Genomic DNA, 21,395 nt, shown 5'->3' with positions numbered 1-21,395 from the left:
TTTTTATGCTCACATTCAATTCAAAACCAACCAGCAAAACCAGCGAATTAATAAAGATAAGTGCCATCAGCATTATTATGGTACCAATTGAGCCATACAGCGCATTGTATTTTCCAAAATTATTAACAAAAGAAGAAAAGGCTAATGTAGCCAGGATGCATAAAAAAGTAGCCAGTATAGTTCCCGGCGAAACTAATTTCCAGCGTTTATGAACAGATGGGGCGTATTTATAAATGAAGGCTATAGAATAAAATACAAGCAAAGCAATAACTACCCAGCGAAAATAGAAAATGAAATCTTTCCAAAAATTACTTTTTACCCCTAACCAATTTAAAACTGCACCCTGTGTAATTAACAAAATAAGACAAGCCAGTACCAATCCAAAAATTAAAACTGTAAGCCTGATTGCAATCCAGCGCTTCTGCAATCCTTTTCTTTTGGCAAAGCCAATATAATTTTTATTGAAAGACCGCATTAAACCCATCATAGCGTTTGACGCAAAAAACAGTGCTAATATTAAACCGAAGGAAAGCAATCCAATTTTATCTCCTTTTAAAAAAGAATCTACAAACTTAATAATATTTTCGTTGTAGGCTTTTGCAGGAACAATATCAGTAATTAAAACATGCAACTGGGTTTTAATACTTGACTTAGATATAAAAGGTAAACTTGGGATAAGTGTAAATAAAAATAAAAACGATGGTGGTATTGCCATTATAAAATTATAAGAAATTGCCGATGCTCTTTCAGTAAGCCCTACCGTTTTAACTTGTTTATAAAAAAACTTGAGTACATCAAAAAGTGGTACGCCTTCAAAACCCGGTAAATACCAGTGTTTGCTTTTGCGTAAAATAAAAGCAAGCGGTGTTTTGGTTACCAATATGCGTTCCAGCTTAGTCATTATGCTACAAGGTAATTTTTTTTTTGCTGAATATAATTACTAACGCACTAATTGTATTTTTAAGAACACTTAATTATTTTTACGGAGTAGTAGCTTTTGCTGCCTTGACTTTTATCAAACTGTCTAATGCATTTTGATACGCTTTAGCAAAAACTAAATGCTCTGCATAGGTAGTTGCAAAATTTGAATAGCCATTAAAGTCGGGTTTTGCAACAAAGAAAATATAATTGGTTTGCGGGGCATTTAAAACTGCATCAATTGTTTTTGATGATGGTGTACAAATGGGCCCGGGTGGTAAACCCGTTTGCCGGTAAGTGTTGTACGGCGATGGATACTCAAGATGTTTGTGTAAAATTCTTTTTAAACCAAAATCTTTCATAGCAAATTTTACGGTGGGGTCAGCTTCTAATTTCATCCCTGTTTCAATACGGTTGATGTAAACACTGGCAATCTTTCCTTTATCTTCTTCTTTATTGGTTTCTTCTTCTACAATACTTGCCATAGTATAAACCTGCTTTGGTGTCATATTTAATGCAGTAGCTTTACTTCTTCTTTCATTATTCCAAAATTTTACCTGATCGCTGTACAATTTTTTAAAAATTTTTGCAGGAGAAGTATTCCATAAAATACTGTAGGTGTTGGGTATTACCGCCGTCATTAAAGTGTTGCTGTCTAAATTATATTTTCTTATAGAATCATTATTATTTAAAAAAGAAATAAAACTTAAAGAATCGCATTCAAAGTTGGCTGCAACTTTTTGGGCCAGGTCTTCTTTAGTTCTTATTTTATTAATGACCAAATTAACCGGCACCTGATTGCCCGAACGCAGCATGCGTATTAAACTAAAAAGGCTCATGCCATTTTTAATTTCGTAACGGCCGGCTTTTACAACTTTGGGATAGTTTAATTTTTTTGCAACCTGGTTAAACCAAAATTCGCTTTGTATAATTTTTAAGTCGTGCAAATCTGTTTTTACGCCTTCATAATTATCACCCGTTTTTATGTAGAAATATTTTTTTTCAGGAGCATTTACAGTTGGTCCAAAAACTTTCCAACCTATAAAACCACCGCCGGCTAAAAGTATAAGTAAGAGGAAGTAAATTATTTTTTTTATCATGATTGTTTTATGTGAGGCAAAGTAAAATAAAAAACCCCGGTGTTACCATCGGGGCTATTAAATATTTTATAAACTTTATAATTTATTTAGGAGTATCAGTTTTTGGCTGTGCCGTACCAGGCATTGGAACTGTTGGCGAAGGTGCAACTGATCCTTTTGCCGGAGAGGTTGAAGTTTCTTTAAGTAAATCGTTAGGTTTTGCGTTGCCAGCACCAGATTTTGGTATAAATGCAGGCGAAACAATGCAAAGTATGCCAACAATAGCAGCAAATACCCAGGTGCCTTTTTCAAGTACATCGGTAGTTTGTTTTACACCCATTAACTGGTTGCTGAAACCACCCAAACTGGCTGATAAACCGCCACCCTTGGGGTTTTGAATCAATACTATCAATCCTAATATAACTGAGGCAATAATTACTAAAATTCCAAATAACACTAACATAATCTATCCTTTTAATTGTTCAATTTTGGCTGCAAAGTAAGCGATTTTAGAGGGATTGAGCAAACTTAATTTTTTATACAGTTCCGCAGCTTTTTCCGTCTTTCCCTGTTGCAGCAGCACTTCGGCCATAGCTTCGGTAAGCACTTCGCCTTCGGTATTGCTTTTTGCGGCCAGTGTTTGTATCACCATATCGGCAATGCCGGCACTGGCTTGTGTATCGGCAACATGTATTTTCTTCATGGTTTTAAGCCAGCCGGTAAAACTTTTTAATTGCATGCCTAACTTATCCGTCGGTTGCACTTCTTCACTAAGTTTAATACCCTGCGATGCAAAATAATCTACCAAATGCATGGGTTCAAAAGTAAGGGCATCTGCATTGCTGGTATTTACTTCGGGAATATTGATATTAATTTTTATGGGAGCAATTTCTTTTTCTGTTATCGTTTCATCATCATCGTTGTCCGCATTTTCTGCCAGCATCAATTGTTCGGCTGTTGGGCTTACAGTTTCGGGGGGTTCAATACTTTTTTCCTGGGTAGAAGAAATTATTATTGCAGTTATTGCATTGTCATCATCGTTACCTTCATTTTCTGCAGGCAGTATTTCAGTTGTAATTTCCTGAGAAACCGATGCTGGTTTTTGCAATTGAAAATTTAACCAATGCGGATTATTAAAAAGTATGGCAGTTTTTGCTGCCTGCAAATCATACCCTGCATCACCCGGTTTTATTTGCTGTAATAAATAAAAATGTGCCGCCGCAAAATAGGGATGTTGTTTTGTTACGGCTGCTAAAAAATCTTTAGCGGGTACACCGGAATGGTTCTCTTTTGTTATAAAATTAAATAGAGGAGAAGGCTGCTGCATATTTCAAAGCTAAACTACAAACTACAAATGGCAAACTGTTTTTTACCAGTTAGAAAAAATTTTATTAAAAACGGCATCTACAATATTGCCAATAATTTTTGTACTGTTGGCCGATTCGGCCTGTGCAAGGCTTTGTGTGGCAGGAAAATCTACATAAGTGCTTACATCAGTTTCAAAATTTTTCTTATCGTCGAGTATATTTTTAAAAACAAGGTGAAAAGAAATATTGAGCCGGTTTAAACTGGCGTTTGTACCGGTAATACCTGTGGTACTGGTATAATATTGGGTAACACTTCCGTTGATATCGTAATGGGCATCGTCGCTGTTGGTTTGGCGGAGCCGTGTGGTATTAATAATTTTTTGCTTCAATTTTTCGGTTAACTGAGGCGCCAATTGCACATTTACATATTGTGCTTTATTACTTAAAGGATTAACCCGGAATGTTTTTACTTCCTCCGGAATGGGTGAAGTATCTTTAAAACCATATTTGCAGGTGGAGTAGGAGAAAACAACAATAAGCAATATGCAAATCGGCAATAGAAATACTTTGCTTATTGCACTCTGCTTATTGGTAATTGCCCATTGTCCATTGCCCATTATTTTACTCTTCAATATCATACTCTTTCAATTTTCTGTACAAAGTCCTTTCACTAATCCCCAAATCAAGCGATGCATCTTTACGTTTGCCTTTATGTTTTTTCAATGCTTTTATGATCAATTCTTTTTCTTTATCCATAATACTTAACGATTCTTCCACATCTTCGTGCTGGTGAATATCGTTGTTATTACCCTGGTGTAAAATTACCGGTTGCGATGAGGAGCCGGGTAATACATTTCCATTATTGCTGCTGTACTCTTTTATGTCATCTGCAAAAACCGGTGCATGATTGTGGGCAATGTTTGGGTTTTGCAGTAAATCGTAAAACATCTTTTTTAATTCGTTCACATCTTTCTTCATGTCGAAAAAGAGTTTGTATAAAATTTCTCTTTCGTTGGCAAATTCCGTTTGGCTTACCACACCAGCCCCACCAGATAATACCGGTAACCTTGAATAATTATGTTCGGGTAAAAAACTTTTTAATTGAGCGGCATTAATATTTTTATTCTGGCTCAGCACCGAAATTTGCTCTGCAATATTCTTCAATTCCCTCACATTACCCGGCCAGCTGTAGTTAATTAACACATTTTTTGCCTCTTCATCCAGTTGTACCGGCGGTGCTTTGTATTTATCTGCAAAGTCGGCCACAAATTTTCTGAACAGTAAAGGAATATCATCTTTTCTATCCCGTAAAGATGGCACTCTAATGGGCACAGTATTTAAACGGTAATATAAATCTTCTCTGAATCTCCCGGTTTGTGTAAATTCAATAAGCTCTTTATTGGTTGCAGCAATTACCCTGACATCTGTTTTTTGTACTTTGCTGGAGCCTACACGGATGTATTCACCGGCTTCCAGTACACGAAGCAAACGGGCCTGTGTACCTAAAGGCATTTCACCAATTTCGTCTAAGAAAATAGTACCGCCGTTTACCGTTTCAAAATAACCCTTGCGGCTTTCCATGGCACCGGTAAAACTTCCTTTTTCATGGCCAAATAATTCACTGTCGATGGTCCCTTCGGGAATGGCGCCGCAGTTAACTGCAATAAAAGGGTTGTGTTTTCTTGCAGATAAGGCATGAATGATCTGTGAGAAAACTTCTTTACCCACACCACTTTCTCCATTAATTAAAACAGACAGATCGGTATTGGCCACCTGGGTGGCAATATTTAATGCATGGTTTAATGCAGGTGCATTACCAATTATTGCGAAACGATTTTTTATGCTTTGTAAATCCATACCCCCTCCGCCCCCTGAAGGGGGAACTTGGTTTAAAATTATTTAAAATTATTTCCTATTCTTTCTAAAGTTGCTTCAAGATGATACAAAATGTCTTCGTTTGAAAATCTTAAAACTTTTATTCCTAAATTTTCTAAATCTGTTTGCCTAATGTGATCATTATTTTTTACATCCGCCAAATTATGAATACTACCATCAATTTCAATTATTAATTTTTAGAATGGCAATAAAAATCAGCTATGTAAATTGATATCGGATATTGTCTTCTAATCTTTAATTGAGGAAAGTATTCTTTTAATCTCCCCCATAAAATCATTTCCGTAGCCGTTACATTATTTCTTAATTTTTTTGCTAATTCAAATATTATCGGACTTGCTCCATAAAACATTGAACTTTTGCATTCTTGATTCTCAGAAGAAGACACTGTTATTTTCAATTTTAATCTGTTCAAATAAATAAAAGAACTTTAAATTTTGTACTGTAAAGTTCCCCCTTCAGGGGGCGGAGGGGGTTACTATTTCACCAAACAAAGTTCCAGCTGTGCAGGAAGTAATATTCACAAAAACATATTCCCCTTTCTTTAAGTTGCCTTTTTCAAATATCACCACTTTATTCTGATCATTTCTTCCCTGTAATTCATTCTCGTTTTTCTTACTCGTGCCTTCAATTAATACTTTAAATGTTTTGCCCACATCCCTTTGCATGCTGTGTAAAGATTGTATGCGGTGCAGGTCGATCATTTCCTGCAACCTTCTTTTCTTCACTTCTTCCGGTATATCATCTTTAAATCTTCTTGCTGCTAAAGTGCCGGGGCGTTCGCTGTAAAAATACATGTAGGCCAGATCGTACTGGCAGTACCGCATCAGGCTTAAAGATTCCTGATGGTCTTCTTCCGTTTCGGTACAAAAACCGGTGATCATATCGGTGCTTAAACCGCAATCAGGTATAATTTCTTTAATGCGGTTTACTTTAGCAATGTACCACTCACGGCTGTATGTTCTGTTCATCAATTGTAAAACCCTGCTGCTGCCGCTTTGTACGGGCAGGTGAATATAATTGCAAATATTATCGTACTTAGCAATGGTAAACAATACATCATCCGTAATATCTTTTGGATGCGAAGTGGAAAAACGAACACGGAGTAATGGATCAATCAACGCTACTTTTTCTAGTAATAGTGCAAAGGTTATTGCCTTTTCGCTAAGGTCATCTCCATTTCCTCCCCCTTCGGGGGAGATAGAGGGGGCTTGGTAATAACTATCTACATTTTGCCCCAGTAAAGTTACTTCTCGGTAACCTTCTTCAAATAAAGTTGCACATTCATTAATTATACTTGCTGCATCACGGCTTCTTTCACGCCCTCTTGTAAATGGCACCACACAAAAGCTGCACATATTATTGCATCCTCTCATTATACTTACAAAAGCATTTACGCCATTGCTGTTTAATCGTATGGGAGAAATGTCGGCATAAGTTTCATCACGGCTTAATAAAACGTTCACTGCTTTTTGTCCGGTTTCAGCTTCTTCAATTAAACCGGGTAATGTGCGGTAAGCATCGGGGCCAACCACTAAATCAACCAATTTTTCTTCTTCAATAAATTGTGCTTTCAACCTTTCGGCCATACAACCCAGCACACCCACCAATAAACCGGGATTGCTCTTTTTATATTTTCTAAATTCAGTTAATCTTTTTCTTACCGTTTGCTCGGCTTTATCTCTTATACTGCAGGTGTTGATGAAAATTAAATCGGCATCCTCCACATTTTTAGTAGCACCAAACCCATTGTTTTGTAAAATAGAAGCTACCACTTCACTATCAGCAAAATTCATGGCGCAGCCATAGCTTTCTATATAAAAATGTTTTTTATAAGCGTTGATATCATTAGCAAAAGGCGCATAAGCTTCTCCCTGCCTTACTTCATCATGTTCTTTAGGTGTCAATAACTCCAGCATTTTGCTCCGTATTTTTTAAGAGGGCAAAGATAAATGAAATGATGCAGATTGTGACAGGATGGCAGAAGCTGATTTATACAAATTATTAGACCGTTGATAATAAAAATGTCGTCTAATTAAGGTAATAAGATAAATTTGTTAACCAAAACCTTACTTTAATTGAAATTTCTTTGCTTCTTTATTTTTTCTGTACTTTTTTTAGATGTTCTTGCACAAAAGGATTCTGCCAAAGTAATTGCAAACCCAGGTATTATTATTGGCAATGTGCTGGATAACGAAAACTCCAAAGCCATTGCAGCCGCTACAGTTACGCTCAGTAAAATTGCAGACAGTTTATTTACAACAACTTTAATCACCGCTAAAGATGGCTCGTTTTTATTTGAGCAATTGCCTTACGGTTATTACCGCTTACAAATTAGCATGGTGGGCTACAGCAATTTAAGGTTAGACAGTATTTACTTGAGGGCCGAACGATATGATTTTGATTTGAACGATATTAAACTGAATAAAAAAACTACCGATTTAGAAGAAGTAATTATTTATGCAGAAAAACCACTTATTGAAAATAAAGATGGAAAAATAATTTTTAATGCAGGCGAATCGGCATTAAGTTCCGGTGCATCTACCACCGAATTATTAAAACAAACACCATTGGTAAATGTAGATAACGATGGTAAAGTACAACTGCGTGGTAAAGACGTGAAAATTTTAATTGATGATAAGCCGGTAGAATTAAACGGCAAACAATTGCAGGATTTATTAGAGAGTATGCCCGGCAGTATGATCGATAAAATTGAAGTGATGACCACACCACCACCGCAATATGCAAGCGAAAGAGGTGGCGTAATAAATATTGTAACTAAAAAAGGAAGAGTGGGTATGAGTGGCCGCTTAAATGTAAGTTATGGTACCCGTGGCGAAAATGGTATCAACGGAAATTTTGCTTACCGTAAAAATAAAATTGCATTAAACGTTAGCGCAGGTTTTGGTTACAACGAATTTGAAGGCAGCAGTTACAGCAACAGGCAAAATATTTATACAGATTCTGTAAATTATTTTAATACCACCGGCATTAACAGCAATAACAGTTTGCGGCCCAATGCAAGGGTTAGTTTTGATTACGAATTAAACAAACGCAATGCTTTTAATTTTACTGCATTTTACAACAGCAGTACTGCAGAAAGTAATAACAACAACCAATACACCAATATTAACAGCAACAATTTAATTTACAGGTTGAGTAACCGTTTTACGGCAACCAACATTACCAGTGCATCGCCAAATTTTAATGCTACCTATACCAACAAAGGCAAAAAGCCCGGTGTAGTTTTTAAAGTGATTACCGGTGTAAATTTTGGCATTAATAATAACGAAAGAGATTATTACCAGCAATTTTTAAACCCTGATTATTCTTTTACCGGCACAGACAGCAGCCAGCAGCAGGATACCAAAATAAAAAGTACCACCATCAGCATTCGTTTAAATTACGACAGGCCGCTGAAGAGCAATAAATTTTATCTTAACCTGGGCAATGGGTTGATAAGAACTAACAGCCACAATATTTTAAACACGGTGTTTTTAAAAAAGCCCGATAATATTTTTTTAAAAAACGAATTGCTGAGCAATGACATTAATTTTCATCAGAATATATTTTTTTACAGGGCCGCATTGCGCTATACCATACAACCCGATTTTAATATTACTGCCGGTACACAAATAGAGCAAACCGCCACCAATTTCGAAATTGTAAACAGCGCAGATGATTATGCCAACAATTACTGTAGTGCTTTACCATTTGTAACTGCCATAAAAAAATGGGAGAACGATGTTACCATTACTTTAAGTTACAAACGTACTATACAACGGCCGGGCTTAGCCCAGCTTAACCCCAGTGTTGATTATGGCGACCCATACAACACCCGTTTTGGTAACCCATACCTGCAACCATATTTTGCTGATAATTTCGATTTTATTATTGGTAAATGGAATAAAAAATATTACATCAATGCCTCAACGGGTTATAATGCATTGCAAAATATTTACAGCTCCATACGTACCCGCCAGCCCGATGGCAGCACTACCACCACCTGGCAAAACCTTAGTGGCCGAAAAGAATACGAAGCCAATACCTGGGGCGGCTACACCCTAAGTAAAAAAATAAAACTGAATTTGAGTTTGGGATACAGTTATAATGTGTACAGCAACCACGACAGAACCGTAAACCGCTACCGCAATGGAGGCTCCATTTTTTCAACCTTTAACGGCAGTTACCAGTTTAACGATTTACTCAATAGTAACGCAAGCATTACCTACAACCGATTTGCCAATCCGCAGGGCACCGTAAGAAGTACTTTAAGTATGAGTATGGGCGTGCAGCAAAAATTATTTAAAAAGAAAATGGTGCTGGCATTAAGTGTTATTGATCCCTTCAGGCAGCAGCAAAATAAAAACTTTACTTACGCCAGTAATTTTAATTTAGAAAGTTACAGTATTACTAAGACGAAGAATTTTAGAATTGCATTGAGTTATATTTTTAGTAAGAAAGTGAAGAAGAGTGGAAGAGAAGCTTTGCTGAAAAAATTGAAGAAATAATTGTATTAAATTTTTGCAGACAACTTCTTACTCAGCCAACTCTCTTTAACCGGCACAATCCATTTCTCCAGCAGTTCTTTTTTAGTAAGCACAATATTATTAAAGTATAACGTATCGCTATTAATAAAATTATTTTCAACCGCATAATTTAATTGCGGCAAAGGCAGTAATTGTATTTTATCTTTTAAAATAAAAGCCAGGTTTTGACGGTTAAACAAATCCACATTAAATTTTTGCTCAATTTCTTTTATTAAACGAACCGAACTATCAGTACTGCACCCACTAACACCACTTTGTGTTTCATCTGCCATTAAAATTATAAACTGCCCAAAAAACAAATTTGCAAAACCTTTTACCGTATCCCCATGGCTTTTCCAGTTAGCAACAAAATTGTTCAGCATGTCTTCCATTTCAAAAGCTTCGCTCATTAAAAATAAACGGCTGCTCTGGTAAATCCATACTTTGGAGTTATCATCAAATTCAGAAGGAATATGTGCTGTTATGTCTGTATTCATTGTCGTGAAATATTTTATTCAAACATCAATCTCAAATTTAATCTTCTACTTTTCCCTCTCCGCCAGCTGGCGGAAGGATAGGAGGGGCTGCTCTACATCGCCGCCGCCACCAATTCCGCAATATCCAGCACCTGCACATCGCCTTCCTTTTCATTACTCTTTACACCATCCGTCATCATAGTATTGCAAAACGGGCAGGCCGCAGCAATAACGGATGCACCTGTTGCCAACGCTTCTTTGGTTCTTTCTAAATTAATTCTTGTATCACCTTTTTCTTCTTCTTTCCACATTTGTGCACCACCGGCACCGCAGCATAAACCATTGCTTTTGCAGCGTTTCATTTCTACCAGCTCTGCATCTAAAGCTTCTAAAACTTTTCGGGGTGCTTCGTAAATATTATTGGCACGGCCTAAATAACAGCTGTCGTGGTAAGTAATTTTTTTTCCTTTAAAAGTACCGCCTTCACTCATTTTAATTTTGCCTTCATCAATCAGTTGCTGTATAAATGTAGCATGATGAATGACTTCGTAAGTGCCTCCCAGTTCGGGATACTCATTCTTCAATGTATTAAAACAATGCGGACAGGCAGTAACAATTTTTTTTATGCCATAACCATTCAATATTTGTATATTTTGATAGGCCATCATTTGAAACATAAACTCGTTGCCGCTGCGCCTTGCAGGGTCGCCGGTACACATTTCTTCTTTACCCAAAATGGCGTATTTGGTACCCACCTTATCTAAAATGGTAACAAATGCTTTGGTAATTTTTTGAGCCCTTTGATCAAAACTTCCGGCGCAACCCACCCAAAATAATATTTCGGGGTTTTCGCCATTCGCCGTCATTTCGGCCATTGTTGGTACATGCATAAGTAATTATTTCTATCAGCAAATGTAATTAATAGTTTTACGATTGCGGTTTGATGTTTAGGGTTTATTTTTGACGATTATAAACAAGCATTTGAAAAATATCTTAAACAAAATAACCAATTGGGAAGCCTGGCCGTTTAAATTGCTGTATGCACCCATTACTCCTGTTTGGCTTTGGTACATCATAAAATCAAATGCAGTTTGGTTTTTTACCAGCAGTAACCCCAAACTTACTTTTGGCGGTATGGAAGGCGAACCTAAAAAAGAAATGTACGATCTGCTGCCGCAGGAATTGTATCCCACCACTTTTAATGTATTGCCAAAAGAAGATTTTACTTCGGTACTGCAGCGGTTAACAAAAACTGATATTCCCTATCCGTTAATTGTAAAACCCGAAGTGGGAGGGCAGGGAGTTTTATTCAGAAAAATTGATACCGAAGAAGAATTTAGCGCTTATCATAAAAAAGTGCCGGTGGAATACATTGTACAAAAAATGGTGCATTACCCGATGGAGGTAAGCGTTTTTTATATCCGTCATCCTAAAGAAAATAAAGGAAGGGTGACAGGTTTTTTACATAAAATTCCTTTGCAAATTACAGGCGATGGAAAACATACCGTAGAAGAATTAATTCTGCAGCACCCCAAAGGCAATAAAAGATTAGGAGAATTGCACAGCAAGCATAAAGAAAAATGGCATGATGTGTTAACGGCCGGAGAAAAATATATGCTGAGTTATGCGGCCAACCACAACCGTGGTGCCCACTTTGTTGATTTAAAAGAGCACATTGACGAAAAATTAGTTTCGCTTTTTGACAGCATAAGTATAAGAGTGAATGATTTTTTTTATGGCCGCTACGACATTATGTGCAGTAACGTAGAAGATCTAAAAAATGGCCAAAATTTTACCATCCTGGAATATAATGGCTGTGGTGCTGAGCCCAATCATTTTTACGATACCGGTTATACCTTAACCGGGGCATACAAAGAAATACTGATGCACTGGAAAGCGCTGTACAAAATAAGTAAATACAACCGTGAACAGGGACTTGCGCCCTGGCCTTTTTTAAAAGGCAGAAAATTTTTAAAAGAAGCAAATGCAAATTTTAAAATGATGAAAGCCGCTGATGAACAAATGGGGTAAAATATGAAATGGCGAATGTGCGGATATCGAATGTCTGCTGCAGTTTAAAAATATTCGCTATTCGATATTTTTCAAATCGACATTTTTCAGTTCGATATTTTAAATTCGATATTAACTGATGCAGAAACTAATAAAAATTTTTTGTTGGGGATTAATGATAAGCTTTTTGGGAAGCCTGCCATTAGGTACACTCAACATTGCAGCCATGCAAATTGGCATACAGGAAAGTATTAAAGATGCGATGTATTTTTCATTGGGATCACTACTGGTAGAAATGATTTATGTAAGAATTTCATTGGTGGGTATTGATTGGGTGCGTAAGCAGGAAAAATTAATGAAAGCAATGGAATGGGTTACCTTGGCTATTATTATTGCATTGGCTGTTGGTAGTTTTATTGCTGCAGCCGGCAGTGGTGCAAACGAAAAAAATGTACTGCTGCAAAATAATATGCACCGTTTTTTACTCGGCATGTTTATGTGCGCCATTAACCCGGTACAAATACCCTTTTGGTTTGGATGGAGCACCGTTTTATTTACAAAAAAAATATTGGAGCCAAAGAAAAGCCAGTACAACAGTTATATTGTTGGTATAGGAGTAGGAACTTTATTGGGCAACTGCGTTTTTATTTTTGGCGGCAAATGGATGGTAAGCAGGATTGCCAACAGCCAGCAATATTTAAACTGGATTATAGGAACCATATTTGCAATTACTGCAATAATACAGCTGGTAAAAATATTGATGAAAAAAGATGCGGTTACAAAGTTTAAAGAAAACAAAACCGGTTAATCAACAATAAGCAGTTTGCATCCGTTTACTGATGACGAACGGTGTGCTTCGCAATCGTCGCCTACATGATACGTCATGCCTTTTGAAAAAATAAAACTTCTGCCATCTTCCAGTTTGGTTTCCATTTCGCCATCAATACAATAAATAACATGGCCTTTGTGGCACCAGTGATCGGCCAGGTACCCGGCGGTGTATTCCACCATCCGCACCCTGATATCTCCCATAAAAAATATTTTAGAAATAGTTTTACCGGTAACGCCATCACGTTCGGTTACTTCCAAATTGCTCCAGTCTAATATTGTAAAGGGAAATTTAGCTATTTGCATAGTTTTAAATTTAGTAGTTTAAAATTACGGTTTATACCAATTAAAAGTTGAAAAGAATACTGTCAGCCTGAGCTTGTAGAAGGCGGGTTGACTATAGCGCCGGTTTCGACAAGCTCAACCTGACATTTTTTTAATCGGATAGATTCATTGTCTAATTTGTATAAATTAACCATATACATAATGATTACATTTGCAATGTCGTAAAAAAATAAATTCATGCAACATAATCTGCAACTTTTTCTTCAAAATATTTCTGCAAGTTTTGCCGGGCAGCAACTTATTAAAATTACACTGGGCAATAAAAGGGAAAAATCTGCGGAGCTGAAAAATATTTTTATAAAACCTGTAACAATAAAAAACGCCCCTAAACTTTATTTTACCTACCGTAATAACACCAACGATACTTTTAAAAACTACGATATAAAAGAAAGCCTTATTTTGATAGAGAAAATGCTGCAAACCGATTTTTATAATGCAGATCTTTTTACAGCCACTAATGATTTTCATTTATCAGCTGATAAAAGCGGCACTGTAAAAATAATTACACGGCCGGCCAGTTTAGTAATTAAAGAAGATGCCGGGCAACATGATAAACAAAAAAATCGGGTTATTAATTCTGCCACAGCTTTGTATTTGCATGAGCTGGGTATTACAACCGCAGAAGGCATTGTAAAAAAAGATATGCAGGATAAGTTTAAACAAATAAACCGTTATGTAGAAATTATTGAAGGCATTATAAAAGATATTGATTTTGAAAAAAATATTACTGTTGCAGATATGGGCAGTGGCAAAGGCTATTTAACTTTTGCGTTGTACGATTATTTAACTGCCAACTTAAATTTGGTTGCGGCTGTTACCGGTATTGAAATGAGGGAAGACCTTGTAAAAAAGTGTAACACCATTGCAGCAGCTGTAAATTATAAAAATTTAATTTTTAAAAAAGGAACTATACAGGATGCCGAATTAAAATCAATTGATATGCTGATTGCATTGCATGCCTGCGATACCGCTACCGACGATGCTATTTACAAATGAATACTGGCCAACGCAAAAGTTATTATTTGTGCACCTTGTTGCCACAAACAGATTCGTAAACAAATGGCGCCGCAAAATGAATTGAAGAACATCACCAAACATGGTATTTTATTAGAGCGCCAGGCCGAAATTGTTACCGACACTATCCGTTCACTAATTTTAGAAGCGCATGGCTACAAAACAAAAGTGTTTGAATTTATTGCTACCGAACATACACCAAAAAATGTTTTAATTGTAGGGACCAAGTCAGAAAAAACAGAAGCGGCTAAAAAAGAAAATTTTGATAAAGTTGCCGGTTTGAAATATCTTTTTAATATTAAAACACATTATTTAGAAAAGTTGTTTTGATTGGCTTACTGTCAGGTTGAGCTTGTCGAAACCGGGTTGATGCAGAAAAAAACCTGTTGCATAAACTCAGTCTTTATAAAATTTTCTTTTCTAACTAAAATAATTAGTAAATTACATTCCCAACAACAAACCACCTACAACTATTTTGTACGCCATTGTAGATATAGAAACCACCGGCGGTTATGCAGCATCTCACGGCATTACCGAAATTGCTGTGTTTATACATGATGGTACCAAAGTTGTAAAACATTTTGAAACACTGATTAATCCGCAACAAAATATTCCTCGTTACATTACTGCATTGACCGGTATAGATAATTATATGGTAAGTGATGCACCGGCATTTGATGATATTGCAGATGTGTTGTTTGATTTGCTGAATGATAAAATTTTTGTGGCACACAATGTAAATTTTGATTACAGTTTTATCAAACATCAATTAAAAAATTCCGGTTACGAGTTAACAGCAAAAAAATTATGTACTGTACGCCTGGGAAGAAAAATTTTTCCGGGATTGCCCAGTTACAGCTTAGGAAATCTTTGCCGTTCTTTACAAATAAATATTGATAACCGCCACCGTGCCGGTGGAGATGCAAAAGCCACCGTACAATTATTTGATTATTATCTTGCTAATAACGGCGAAATTTTTATCAACGATATGCTTAAAAAATTATCTAAAGAGCAATGGTTGCCGTTGCATTTGGATAAAAAGGAAATTGATAAACTGCCGGTAAAACCCGGGGTATATTATTTTCACAACAGTAAAGATAAAATTGTGTATGTAGGTAAGGCAATCAACATAAAAAAAAGGGTAAGCAGCCATTTTACACATAACGACCCCGACAGGAAGCGGCAGAATTTTTTACGTAACATTCATAAAATAAGCCATAAAGAATGCGCTACCGAATTAGAAGCATTGGTTTTAGAAAGCACTGAAATTAAAAAGCTATGGCCATTGTACAACCGCAGTCAAAAACAACCCCTGCAAAAATATGCACTGTATTTATTTGAAGATGCAAGAGGATATATGCGTTTAGCCATAGATAAAAAGAAAAAAAATGTTCAGGCATTGTATATATTTAATTTACTGCATGAAGGCTTGGTGCTTTTAAAAAATATGGTGGACGAATTTGAATTAAATGCCAAACTTTGTTTTTTAGATAAAACGCCTTTCACCATAACAGATTACGAGTTTTTGGAACCTCCGGTAATTTATAACGGCAAAATAAATAAAGCATTAGAAGCATTGAATGAGCAACTGCCAACATTTATTGTGGTAGATGAAGGCATTAAAGCAGAAGAAAAATTATGTTTATTAATAGAACGGGGGAGTTTTTGGGGCATGGGCTATATTCCTGCAAAATTAAAACTGCAATCTTCTATTGAGTTAAAAAATTATTTAAATCCTTATGCCGATAATGATTATATCCGCAATAGTATTTATTCTTTTGCCGAAGCTAATCCGCATAAAAAAATAGTGCTTTAATTAATTACCGCCATTCTTCCAATTTTTTGTTTGGATACACAACATTATTTTCGCCACCCGGAAGAAAGACGATGGACGACGGACCACAGACCATAGTTGTCAATCGTCTGTGGTCCGTCGTCCATTATCAGGGTATTCAATACACAAAAAAAGTTTAGCCGATGTCAGAGTTCGTAAACCCAATAGCACAAAAATTTAATTTTAAAATACAACAGGTAGAAGCCGTTTTAGCTTTGCTGGAAGAAGGCGCAACTATTCCCTTTATTGCCCGTTACCGTAAAGATAAAACTGGCGCACTGGACGAAGTGCAAATTCAGCAGATACAGGAAGAAGCAAAATTTTTGGCAGCATTTACGGAACGTAAAACTTTTATTGAAAAAGCTATTACTGAACAGGAAAAAATGACGGAAGCGTTGCAGGAAAAATTAAATAAAGCTACTACCATTGCAGAACTGGAAGATATTTATCTGCCTTTTAAACCAAAAAGAAAAACAAAAGCGCAAACGGCAAGAGAAAATGGTTTAGAACCTTTAGCGAATTTTATTATTGCACAAACTGATGCCGATTTAATTGCAGAAGCTGCAAAATTTATCAACGAAAAAATAATTGATGCAGATGCCGCATTGCAGGGTGCAAGAGATATTATTGCCGAAACGGTGAATGAGGATGCATCAGTAAGGGCAAAGCTGCGAAATCTTTTTGAAAATACTGCCACATTACAAAGTAAAGTAATTACAGAAAAAGAAACTGAAGGCATTAAGTACAAAGATTATTTTGAATTCAGCGAATTGATCGCAAAAATTCCGTCGCACAGAATATTAGCAGTGCTCCGTGGATTTTTAGAAGGATTTTTACGCATTGAAATTTCGCCGCTGGAAGATGAGGCATTGGAAATGATTGAAGGGTTATACATAAAAGGCATGAACAATTGCAGCGATCAAATTCGCAAAGCAATAAAAGATGCTTACAGAAGATTACTGCAACCCAGTTTGGAAACTGAATTTCGTACCGCATTAAAAACAAAAGCAGATGAAGATGCGATAAATGTTTTTGCAGAAAATTTGCGCCAGTTATTATTGAGTTCTCCATTGGGCAGCAAAAGAATTTTAGCCATCGACCCCGGTTACCGCACCGGTTGTAAAGTAGTTTGTTTGGATGAAAAAGGGGAGTTGCAAAAAACAGATCTCATTTTTCCGCATGAGAATAACAGGGTTGCTGCAGAAGAAATTAAAATTAAAAATTTAGTACAGCAATACGGCATTGAAGTTTTTGCTATTGGTGATGGCACCGCCGGAAGAGAAACGGAGCAGTTTATAAAAAAATTAAACCTAAACCTGCCGGTGTTTTTAGTGAATGAAGATGGTGCTTCCATTTATTCTGCTTCTGCCATAGCAAGAGAAGAATTTCCCAACGAAGATATTACGGTACGTGGTGCAGTAAGTATTGGCAGAAGATTGATGGATCCGCTGGCCGAATTAGTAAAGTTAGATCCTAAAAGTATTGGCGTGGGGCAATACCAGCATGATGTAAACCAGTTTCGTTTAAAAGAACGGCTCGACGCTACCGTTATAAGCTGCGTAAATAATGTGGGGGTAAATTTAAATACTGCCAGTAAACATTTATTAAGTTATGTAAGCGGCATTGGCAGCACACTTGCCGATAATATTGTAAAGTACAGGAATGAAATTGGTAAATTCAGCAACCGTAAACAATTATTAAAAGTACCACGATTGGGCGGAAAAGCATTTGAACAGTGCGCCGGTTTTTTACGCATAAAAGATGGCGAAGATTTATTAGATGCCAGTGCAGTGCATCCGGAAGCATACACGGTGGTGCAAAACATGGCCAAAGATTTAGGTGTTGCAGTAAATGCCATCATTGGTAAAGAAGAGTTATTGAAAACTGTTGATGCAAAAAAATATGCCACCGAACAAATTGGGGAACTTACTATAAAAGATATTTTAAACGAATTAAAAAAGCCCGGCCTCGATCCACGGAGTGAAGTACAGCAATTTGAGTTTGCCAATATTTACAGTATGGAGGATGTAAAAATTGGAATGGAAGTGCCTGGTGTAGTAACCAACATTACAAGGTTTGGTGCATTTATAGATATTGGTGTAAAGCAGGATGGATTGGTGCATGTGTCCGAAATTTCTCACACTTATATTACCGACCCAAATGAAGTGCTGAAACTAAATCAAAAAGTAAACGTAAAAATTTTAGAAGTAGATACGGCACGTAAAAGAATTGCTTTATCCATTAAACAAACATTACCTGCGCCGGAACGCAAACAATTTACCGGAGTTAAAAAAACATTTACTACTCCTGTTAAAACAGCAATAAAAGAAGTGCCGCTTACTGATGCATTGGCGGCTTTGAAACAAAAGTTTAAAAGATAATTTTTTATTTTTTCTTGTTCCGATTTTTTCAGGGAGCCAGGCTTTTTCAGCAATGTGGAACTTCATTGGCAGAGTTTATCCTGAGGAAAGAAGGGCACTCTTGTACACTATTACTTTACTCATCTCCTTAAATACAAAAAACTTCTTAAAGTGTACTAATTTTTATCGGGGTTATAAACTTTGCAGCGATTTATAGAGTATGGATCGCTTAAATTTTTATAGGAATTTCATTGATGCCGATTAGACATTAAAATTATACTGTCAGCCTGAGCTTGTCGAAGGCGGGTTCACAAATAAAAAGAGGCTCTTTTCCAGATGGCCCCGGTTTCGACAAGCTCAACCTGACAGCTTTTATTAAAAAGCCGGTAGTATTTTCTTTGCATTACCATGCCTTTAAAGGCGTGGTAATGCAAATTGTGGTAAGCGGCTTTAGCCAAATAAATAAAAAATAAATAAAAAATAAATAACTCAAACAGCTTCTAAATCAATTTTAAACTTTATAAATTGTTTTTTAAAATTCGGCTAAAGCCTGAAGATACTTTCAATTGCCACGGGCTTTAGCCCAACAGGCCTGCAGCTAAACTTTTTATTTTATTTCCTTCGCCAGTATTTCGCAAAATAATTTTCTGTCAATCATTTTTGCACCAAGGCTTTCCAAATGTGCAGTGTACACCTGGCAATCTATCAGTTTAATATGTTGCTTTTGTAAATGCTTTACAAGATTGATAAAAGCAAATTTGCTGGCATTACTTTTTGTGCTAAACATACTCTCGCCAAAAAAAATATTGCCCAGCAATACGCCGTACAAGCCACCAACCAATTCTCCATCCTGCCATGCCTCGGCACTAATAGCAAAACCAAGCTGATGCAGTTTGGTATAAGCATCAATTATTTCCTGCTGTATCCACGTGCCTTCTTCATGTTTTCTTTTTATAGTTTTACAATTGGCAATTACTTTATCAAATGCTTTGTTAATGGTAAAACGGAAACTGCCATTATTTAAAACTGTTTGCATACTCTTACTCACTTTTAATGCAGCAGGCGATAAAACAAACCTTGGGTTGGGGCACCACCAGCAAATCGGTTCACCTTCGCTGTACCAGGGAAAGATGCCGCTTTTATAAGCCAGCAATAATCGTTCGCTGCTTAAATCGCCGCCAATGGCTAAAAGTCCTTCATCACTGGCAGCACCCACAGGGGGAAAAATAATTTCTTCAGTTAAAACAAACATTATTAAAAGTAAGAAAAGTTATTTTGATGAGGGAAGATACTGCTCTGTTTCATAAATAGATTTTGCAGTGAAGTATGTGAGTACGGATTAAAAATTATTTTACAATACCTTTATTAATTATTTCTTTTAAAACATTTATTTCCACTTCTTCCAGTTTATTAATATACAAACAACCTTTTCCCGTTTTATGTTTTCCTGATTTTTTCAACAGTGCCGGTTGCTTTTCTACCGCTCCGCTTATATAAAAAACCAGGTTTTGTTTGCGTGACGAAAATCCCATTACAAACCAATCCAGTTCCCGGCCGCTTTCAAATTTCAAAAGCCTGTCGCCAAAACCAATAATGGAAGTGCCCCACATTTTAGCTTTTGCTTTAGTAGCTTTTTCCATAAGCGCAATAATAGTAAAAGCATCTTTTTGTTTTTGCGCCTCCGGAACTTTTTTTACAAAATCCTACACACTCAGTTCTGTTTTTTTTGTTTTTAATTCTGCCATGGTAATACAATTATTTGTGCTGAGTAGTAAAGTTATTAATGTTTTAGAGAGTTGATTACTGCAAGTCGGGCAGTATTTCAACAACGGGGCCTCACGCCACGCTTTTAGCCGGGCTGTGAAGACTCCAGCGGAACAGAAAATTATAATAGCATTATTTGAGTATCTAAAGTTTTTTTACACAGTTCATGTTCGGCAGAGTTTTACTTAGGGTAATCATATTTTTGTTCAAAGCTTACACCTTTTTGATTAAAAAAAACCTCGAGTTCTTCCCACTTATTATCGTCAAAGCCAATAAATGATTTTAAATTATCTGACGATTCGAATTCAACGCATTTAAAACACACATCTATAAAAGATGTAACGCCATTTTTAATTAAAAAAATTGTATGATGAGGGTCGAAAATACATTTCATAAGATCTGTTGTATCAGTAACCGGTCTTGTCAAAATCCTAATTAGAGTATCTAAATCTAAACCAGTAATAATTTTTTGCTTTTTTATTATTGCAAGATTAGGCTTACCATTAAATAAAATTGACGGAATTGGAGGGAGAGTATCATTGTATCCAGGTCTTTTAAACATTCTCCCCAAGTGTCCCACTATCAATATTGTGTCGGCTTCAACCAATCGTATTCTTAAACTATCTTTTGATGTGTGCTGTGTTTTAGACGAATTTTTATTGCTAGTATAATTTTGAGAAGTACAACTCAAAATAAACAAAATGGGAATAAAAAAATATTTAGGCATGTTCACGTTTTATAACTTTCGCCGAACACATAAATTTATACTATAGGATTTAACTCGTCAAAAATAATCTGACTGCAAAACAGCCAATTAAAGTTATACAAATTCAAATGTCTTTAACACAATCCATTGAACAAAAACGAATAATTTTTTTTATAAAAGTTAGAGTGATTCTGTAAGCTCCCCCAAAAATAGTACGTTTTAAAAGTAGACACATTTTGTAACTTTAAAAAACGTAAAAGATGAAAAGAAGCACATTCAGTCCTGCCCAGATAGCAGGCATCCTTAAAGAGTTTGACAATGGCAAAACCGCC

21 protein-coding genes and 1 pseudogene are annotated in these 21,395 nt (G+C 36.2%); 7 read left to right on the top strand and 15 right to left on the bottom strand.

The features are described 5' to 3' along the window. The 9 genes from ACY651_RS02820 to miaB form a co-directional block, all read right to left on the bottom strand. Positions 1 to 901, bottom strand: a 901-nt coding sequence (locus ACY651_RS02820; RefSeq protein ID WP_462249498.1) for a YihY/virulence factor BrkB family protein, incomplete at its 3' end; no start/stop codon positions are given. 79 nt (positions 902 to 980) lie between these two features. Continuing rightward, positions 981 to 2,018 (bottom strand): endolytic transglycosylase MltG, encoded by a 1,038-nt coding sequence (mltG, locus tag ACY651_RS02815; protein ID WP_462249496.1) that lies wholly within the window; start codon positions 2,016 to 2,018, stop codon positions 981 to 983. A gap of 82 nt (positions 2,019 to 2,100) precedes the next feature. Continuing rightward, the gene (secG, locus tag ACY651_RS02810) at positions 2,101 to 2,460 is read right to left on the bottom strand and encodes a preprotein translocase subunit SecG (RefSeq protein ID WP_462249494.1); all 360 of its coding nucleotides are present in this window, start codon (positions 2,458 to 2,460) and stop codon (positions 2,101 to 2,103) included. 3 nt (positions 2,461 to 2,463) lie between these two features. Continuing rightward, complete coding sequence (locus tag ACY651_RS02805) at positions 2,464 to 3,324, bottom strand: hypothetical protein (RefSeq protein ID WP_462249492.1); 861 nt, start codon at positions 3,322 to 3,324, stop codon at positions 2,464 to 2,466. Positions 3,325 to 3,366: 42 nt separating this feature from the next. Further along, a complete protein-coding gene (gene lptE / locus ACY651_RS02800) occupies positions 3,367 to 3,942 on the bottom strand; it encodes an LPS assembly lipoprotein LptE (protein WP_462249490.1) in 576 nt (191 codons plus the stop codon). Next, positions 3,926 to 5,161: a sigma-54 interaction domain-containing protein gene (locus ACY651_RS02795; protein WP_462249488.1), complete on the bottom strand. Its 1,236-nt coding sequence runs from the start codon at positions 5,159 to 5,161 to the stop codon at positions 3,926 to 3,928. The genes lptE and ACY651_RS02795 overlap by 17 nt, the downstream gene beginning before the upstream one ends. Before the next feature lie 38 nt (positions 5,162 to 5,199). Then, positions 5,200 to 5,367, bottom strand: coding sequence for an endonuclease domain-containing protein (locus tag ACY651_RS02790; protein WP_462249502.1), 168 nt, complete (start codon positions 5,365 to 5,367; stop codon positions 5,200 to 5,202). A 2-nt stretch (positions 5,368 to 5,369) separates the two neighbouring features. Next, on the bottom strand, positions 5,370 to 5,549 hold the full coding sequence (locus ACY651_RS02785; protein WP_462249500.1) for a DUF559 domain-containing protein: 180 nt from the start codon (positions 5,547 to 5,549) through the stop codon (positions 5,370 to 5,372). Between the two features lie 106 nt (positions 5,550 to 5,655). Next, complete coding sequence (miaB, locus tag ACY651_RS02780; RefSeq protein WP_462249486.1) at positions 5,656 to 7,116, bottom strand: tRNA (N6-isopentenyl adenosine(37)-C2)-methylthiotransferase MiaB; 1,461 nt, start codon at positions 7,114 to 7,116, stop codon at positions 5,656 to 5,658. A 159-nt stretch (positions 7,117 to 7,275) separates the two neighbouring features. On the opposite strand from miaB, the gene ACY651_RS02775 reads away from it, so the two are divergent. Beyond that, positions 7,276 to 9,708, top strand: coding sequence for an outer membrane beta-barrel protein (locus ACY651_RS02775; RefSeq protein ID WP_462249484.1), 2,433 nt, complete (start codon positions 7,276 to 7,278; stop codon positions 9,706 to 9,708). Positions 9,709 to 9,713: 5 nt separating this feature from the next. Here ACY651_RS02775 and ACY651_RS02770 read toward each other — a convergent pair whose 3' ends face one another. Then, entirely contained in the window at positions 9,714 to 10,223 is a 510-nt protein-coding gene (locus ACY651_RS02770; protein WP_462249482.1) for a hypothetical protein, read from the bottom strand. 92 nt (positions 10,224 to 10,315) lie between these two features. Continuing rightward, on the bottom strand, positions 10,316 to 11,092 hold the full coding sequence (locus ACY651_RS02765; RefSeq protein WP_462249480.1) for a (Fe-S)-binding protein: 777 nt from the start codon (positions 11,090 to 11,092) through the stop codon (positions 10,316 to 10,318). A gap of 91 nt (positions 11,093 to 11,183) precedes the next feature. Between ACY651_RS02765 and ACY651_RS02760 the strand changes: the two genes are divergently transcribed. Together ACY651_RS02760 and ACY651_RS02755 are read left to right on the top strand one after the other, a co-directional pair. Continuing rightward, positions 11,184 to 12,233, top strand: a complete 1,050-nt coding sequence (locus tag ACY651_RS02760) for a hypothetical protein (protein WP_462249478.1) — start codon at positions 11,184 to 11,186, stop codon at positions 12,231 to 12,233. 154 nt (positions 12,234 to 12,387) lie between these two features. Next, complete coding sequence (locus ACY651_RS02755; RefSeq protein WP_462249476.1) at positions 12,388 to 13,020, top strand: LysE family translocator; 633 nt, start codon at positions 12,388 to 12,390, stop codon at positions 13,018 to 13,020. Here the strand turns inward: ACY651_RS02755 and ACY651_RS02750 are convergent. Beyond that, entirely contained in the window at positions 13,017 to 13,346 is a 330-nt protein-coding gene (locus tag ACY651_RS02750; protein WP_462249474.1) for a DHCW motif cupin fold protein, read from the bottom strand. The two genes, ACY651_RS02755 and ACY651_RS02750, sit on opposite strands and share 4 nt — an antisense overlap. Positions 13,347 to 13,562: 216 nt before the next feature. Here ACY651_RS02750 and ACY651_RS02745 point away from each other — a divergent pair, with 216 nt between their 5' ends. The 4 genes from ACY651_RS02745 (at position 13,563) to ACY651_RS02730 (ending at position 18,614) form a co-directional block, all read left to right on the top strand. After that, on the top strand, positions 13,563 to 14,381 hold the full coding sequence (locus ACY651_RS02745) for a class I SAM-dependent methyltransferase (protein ID WP_462249472.1): 819 nt from the start codon (positions 13,563 to 13,565) through the stop codon (positions 14,379 to 14,381). Positions 14,382 to 14,444: 63 nt separating this feature from the next. Beyond that, positions 14,445 to 14,729: a hypothetical protein gene (locus ACY651_RS02740; RefSeq protein ID WP_462249470.1), complete on the top strand. Its 285-nt coding sequence runs from the start codon at positions 14,445 to 14,447 to the stop codon at positions 14,727 to 14,729. Between the two features lie 145 nt (positions 14,730 to 14,874). Further along, positions 14,875 to 16,215 carry an exonuclease domain-containing protein gene (locus ACY651_RS02735; protein ID WP_462249468.1) on the top strand — a complete coding sequence of 447 codons (1,341 nt, stop codon included), beginning with the start codon at positions 14,875 to 14,877 and terminating at the stop codon, positions 16,213 to 16,215. Positions 16,216 to 16,376: 161 nt separating this feature from the next. Further along, the gene (locus ACY651_RS02730) at positions 16,377 to 18,614 is read left to right on the top strand and encodes a Tex family protein (protein WP_462249466.1); all 2,238 of its coding nucleotides are present in this window, start codon (positions 16,377 to 16,379) and stop codon (positions 18,612 to 18,614) included. 586 nt (positions 18,615 to 19,200) lie between these two features. Here the strand turns inward: ACY651_RS02730 and aat are convergent. From aat to ACY651_RS02715, 3 genes and pseudogenes are all read right to left on the bottom strand, one after another. After that, a complete protein-coding gene (aat, locus tag ACY651_RS02725; RefSeq protein WP_462249464.1) occupies positions 19,201 to 19,845 on the bottom strand; it encodes a leucyl/phenylalanyl-tRNA--protein transferase in 645 nt (214 codons plus the stop codon). A gap of 94 nt (positions 19,846 to 19,939) precedes the next feature. After that, positions 19,940 to 20,251, bottom strand: a pseudogene (locus ACY651_RS02720) (DUF1801 domain-containing protein); the annotation flags it as partial. Positions 20,252 to 20,538: 287 nt separating this feature from the next. Beyond that, complete coding sequence (locus tag ACY651_RS02715) at positions 20,539 to 21,084, bottom strand: hypothetical protein (protein ID WP_462249462.1); 546 nt, start codon at positions 21,082 to 21,084, stop codon at positions 20,539 to 20,541. Positions 21,085 to 21,395 lie beyond the last annotated feature (311 nt).

The organism is Ferruginibacter sp., assembly GCF_031391665.1.
Lineage (GTDB): Bacteria > Bacteroidota > Bacteroidia > Chitinophagales > Chitinophagaceae > Ferruginibacter.
Note: the sequence above shows the minus strand (reverse complement) of the source record. Positions and strands in the feature narration are given on the sequence as shown.

Excerpts from the sequence above, each read along its gene's own strand:
- mltG (WP_462249496.1), bottom strand. The coding sequence starts at position 2,018 with ATGATAAAAAAAATAATTTACTTCCTCTTACTTATACTTTTAGCCGGC.
- secG (WP_462249494.1), bottom strand. The coding sequence starts at position 2,460 with ATGTTAGTGTTATTTGGAATTTTAGTAATTATTGCCTCAGTTATATTA.
- ACY651_RS02805 (WP_462249492.1), bottom strand. The coding sequence starts at position 3,324 with ATGCAGCAGCCTTCTCCTCTATTTAATTTTATAACAAAAGAGAACCAT.
- lptE (WP_462249490.1), bottom strand. The coding sequence starts at position 3,942 with ATGATATTGAAGAGTAAAATAATGGGCAATGGACAATGGGCAATTACC.
- ACY651_RS02795 (WP_462249488.1), bottom strand. The coding sequence starts at position 5,161 with ATGGATTTACAAAGCATAAAAAATCGTTTCGCAATAATTGGTAATGCA.
- ACY651_RS02785 (WP_462249500.1), bottom strand. The coding sequence starts at position 5,549 with ATGTTTTATGGAGCAAGTCCGATAATATTTGAATTAGCAAAAAAATTA.
- miaB (WP_462249486.1), bottom strand. The coding sequence starts at position 7,116 with ATGCTGGAGTTATTGACACCTAAAGAACATGATGAAGTAAGGCAGGGA.
- ACY651_RS02770 (WP_462249482.1), bottom strand. The coding sequence starts at position 10,223 with ATGAATACAGACATAACAGCACATATTCCTTCTGAATTTGATGATAAC.
- ACY651_RS02765 (WP_462249480.1), bottom strand. The coding sequence starts at position 11,092 with ATGCATGTACCAACAATGGCCGAAATGACGGCGAATGGCGAAAACCCC.
- ACY651_RS02755 (WP_462249476.1), top strand. The coding sequence starts at position 12,388 with ATGATAAGCTTTTTGGGAAGCCTGCCATTAGGTACACTCAACATTGCA.
- ACY651_RS02750 (WP_462249474.1), bottom strand. The coding sequence starts at position 13,346 with ATGCAAATAGCTAAATTTCCCTTTACAATATTAGACTGGAGCAATTTG.
- ACY651_RS02745 (WP_462249472.1), top strand. The coding sequence starts at position 13,563 with ATGCAACATAATCTGCAACTTTTTCTTCAAAATATTTCTGCAAGTTTT.
- ACY651_RS02740 (WP_462249470.1), top strand. The coding sequence starts at position 14,445 with ATGGCGCCGCAAAATGAATTGAAGAACATCACCAAACATGGTATTTTA.
- ACY651_RS02730 (WP_462249466.1), top strand. The coding sequence starts at position 16,377 with ATGTCAGAGTTCGTAAACCCAATAGCACAAAAATTTAATTTTAAAATA.
- aat (WP_462249464.1), bottom strand. The coding sequence starts at position 19,845 with ATGTTTGTTTTAACTGAAGAAATTATTTTTCCCCCTGTGGGTGCTGCC.
- ACY651_RS02715 (WP_462249462.1), bottom strand. The coding sequence starts at position 21,084 with ATGCCTAAATATTTTTTTATTCCCATTTTGTTTATTTTGAGTTGTACT.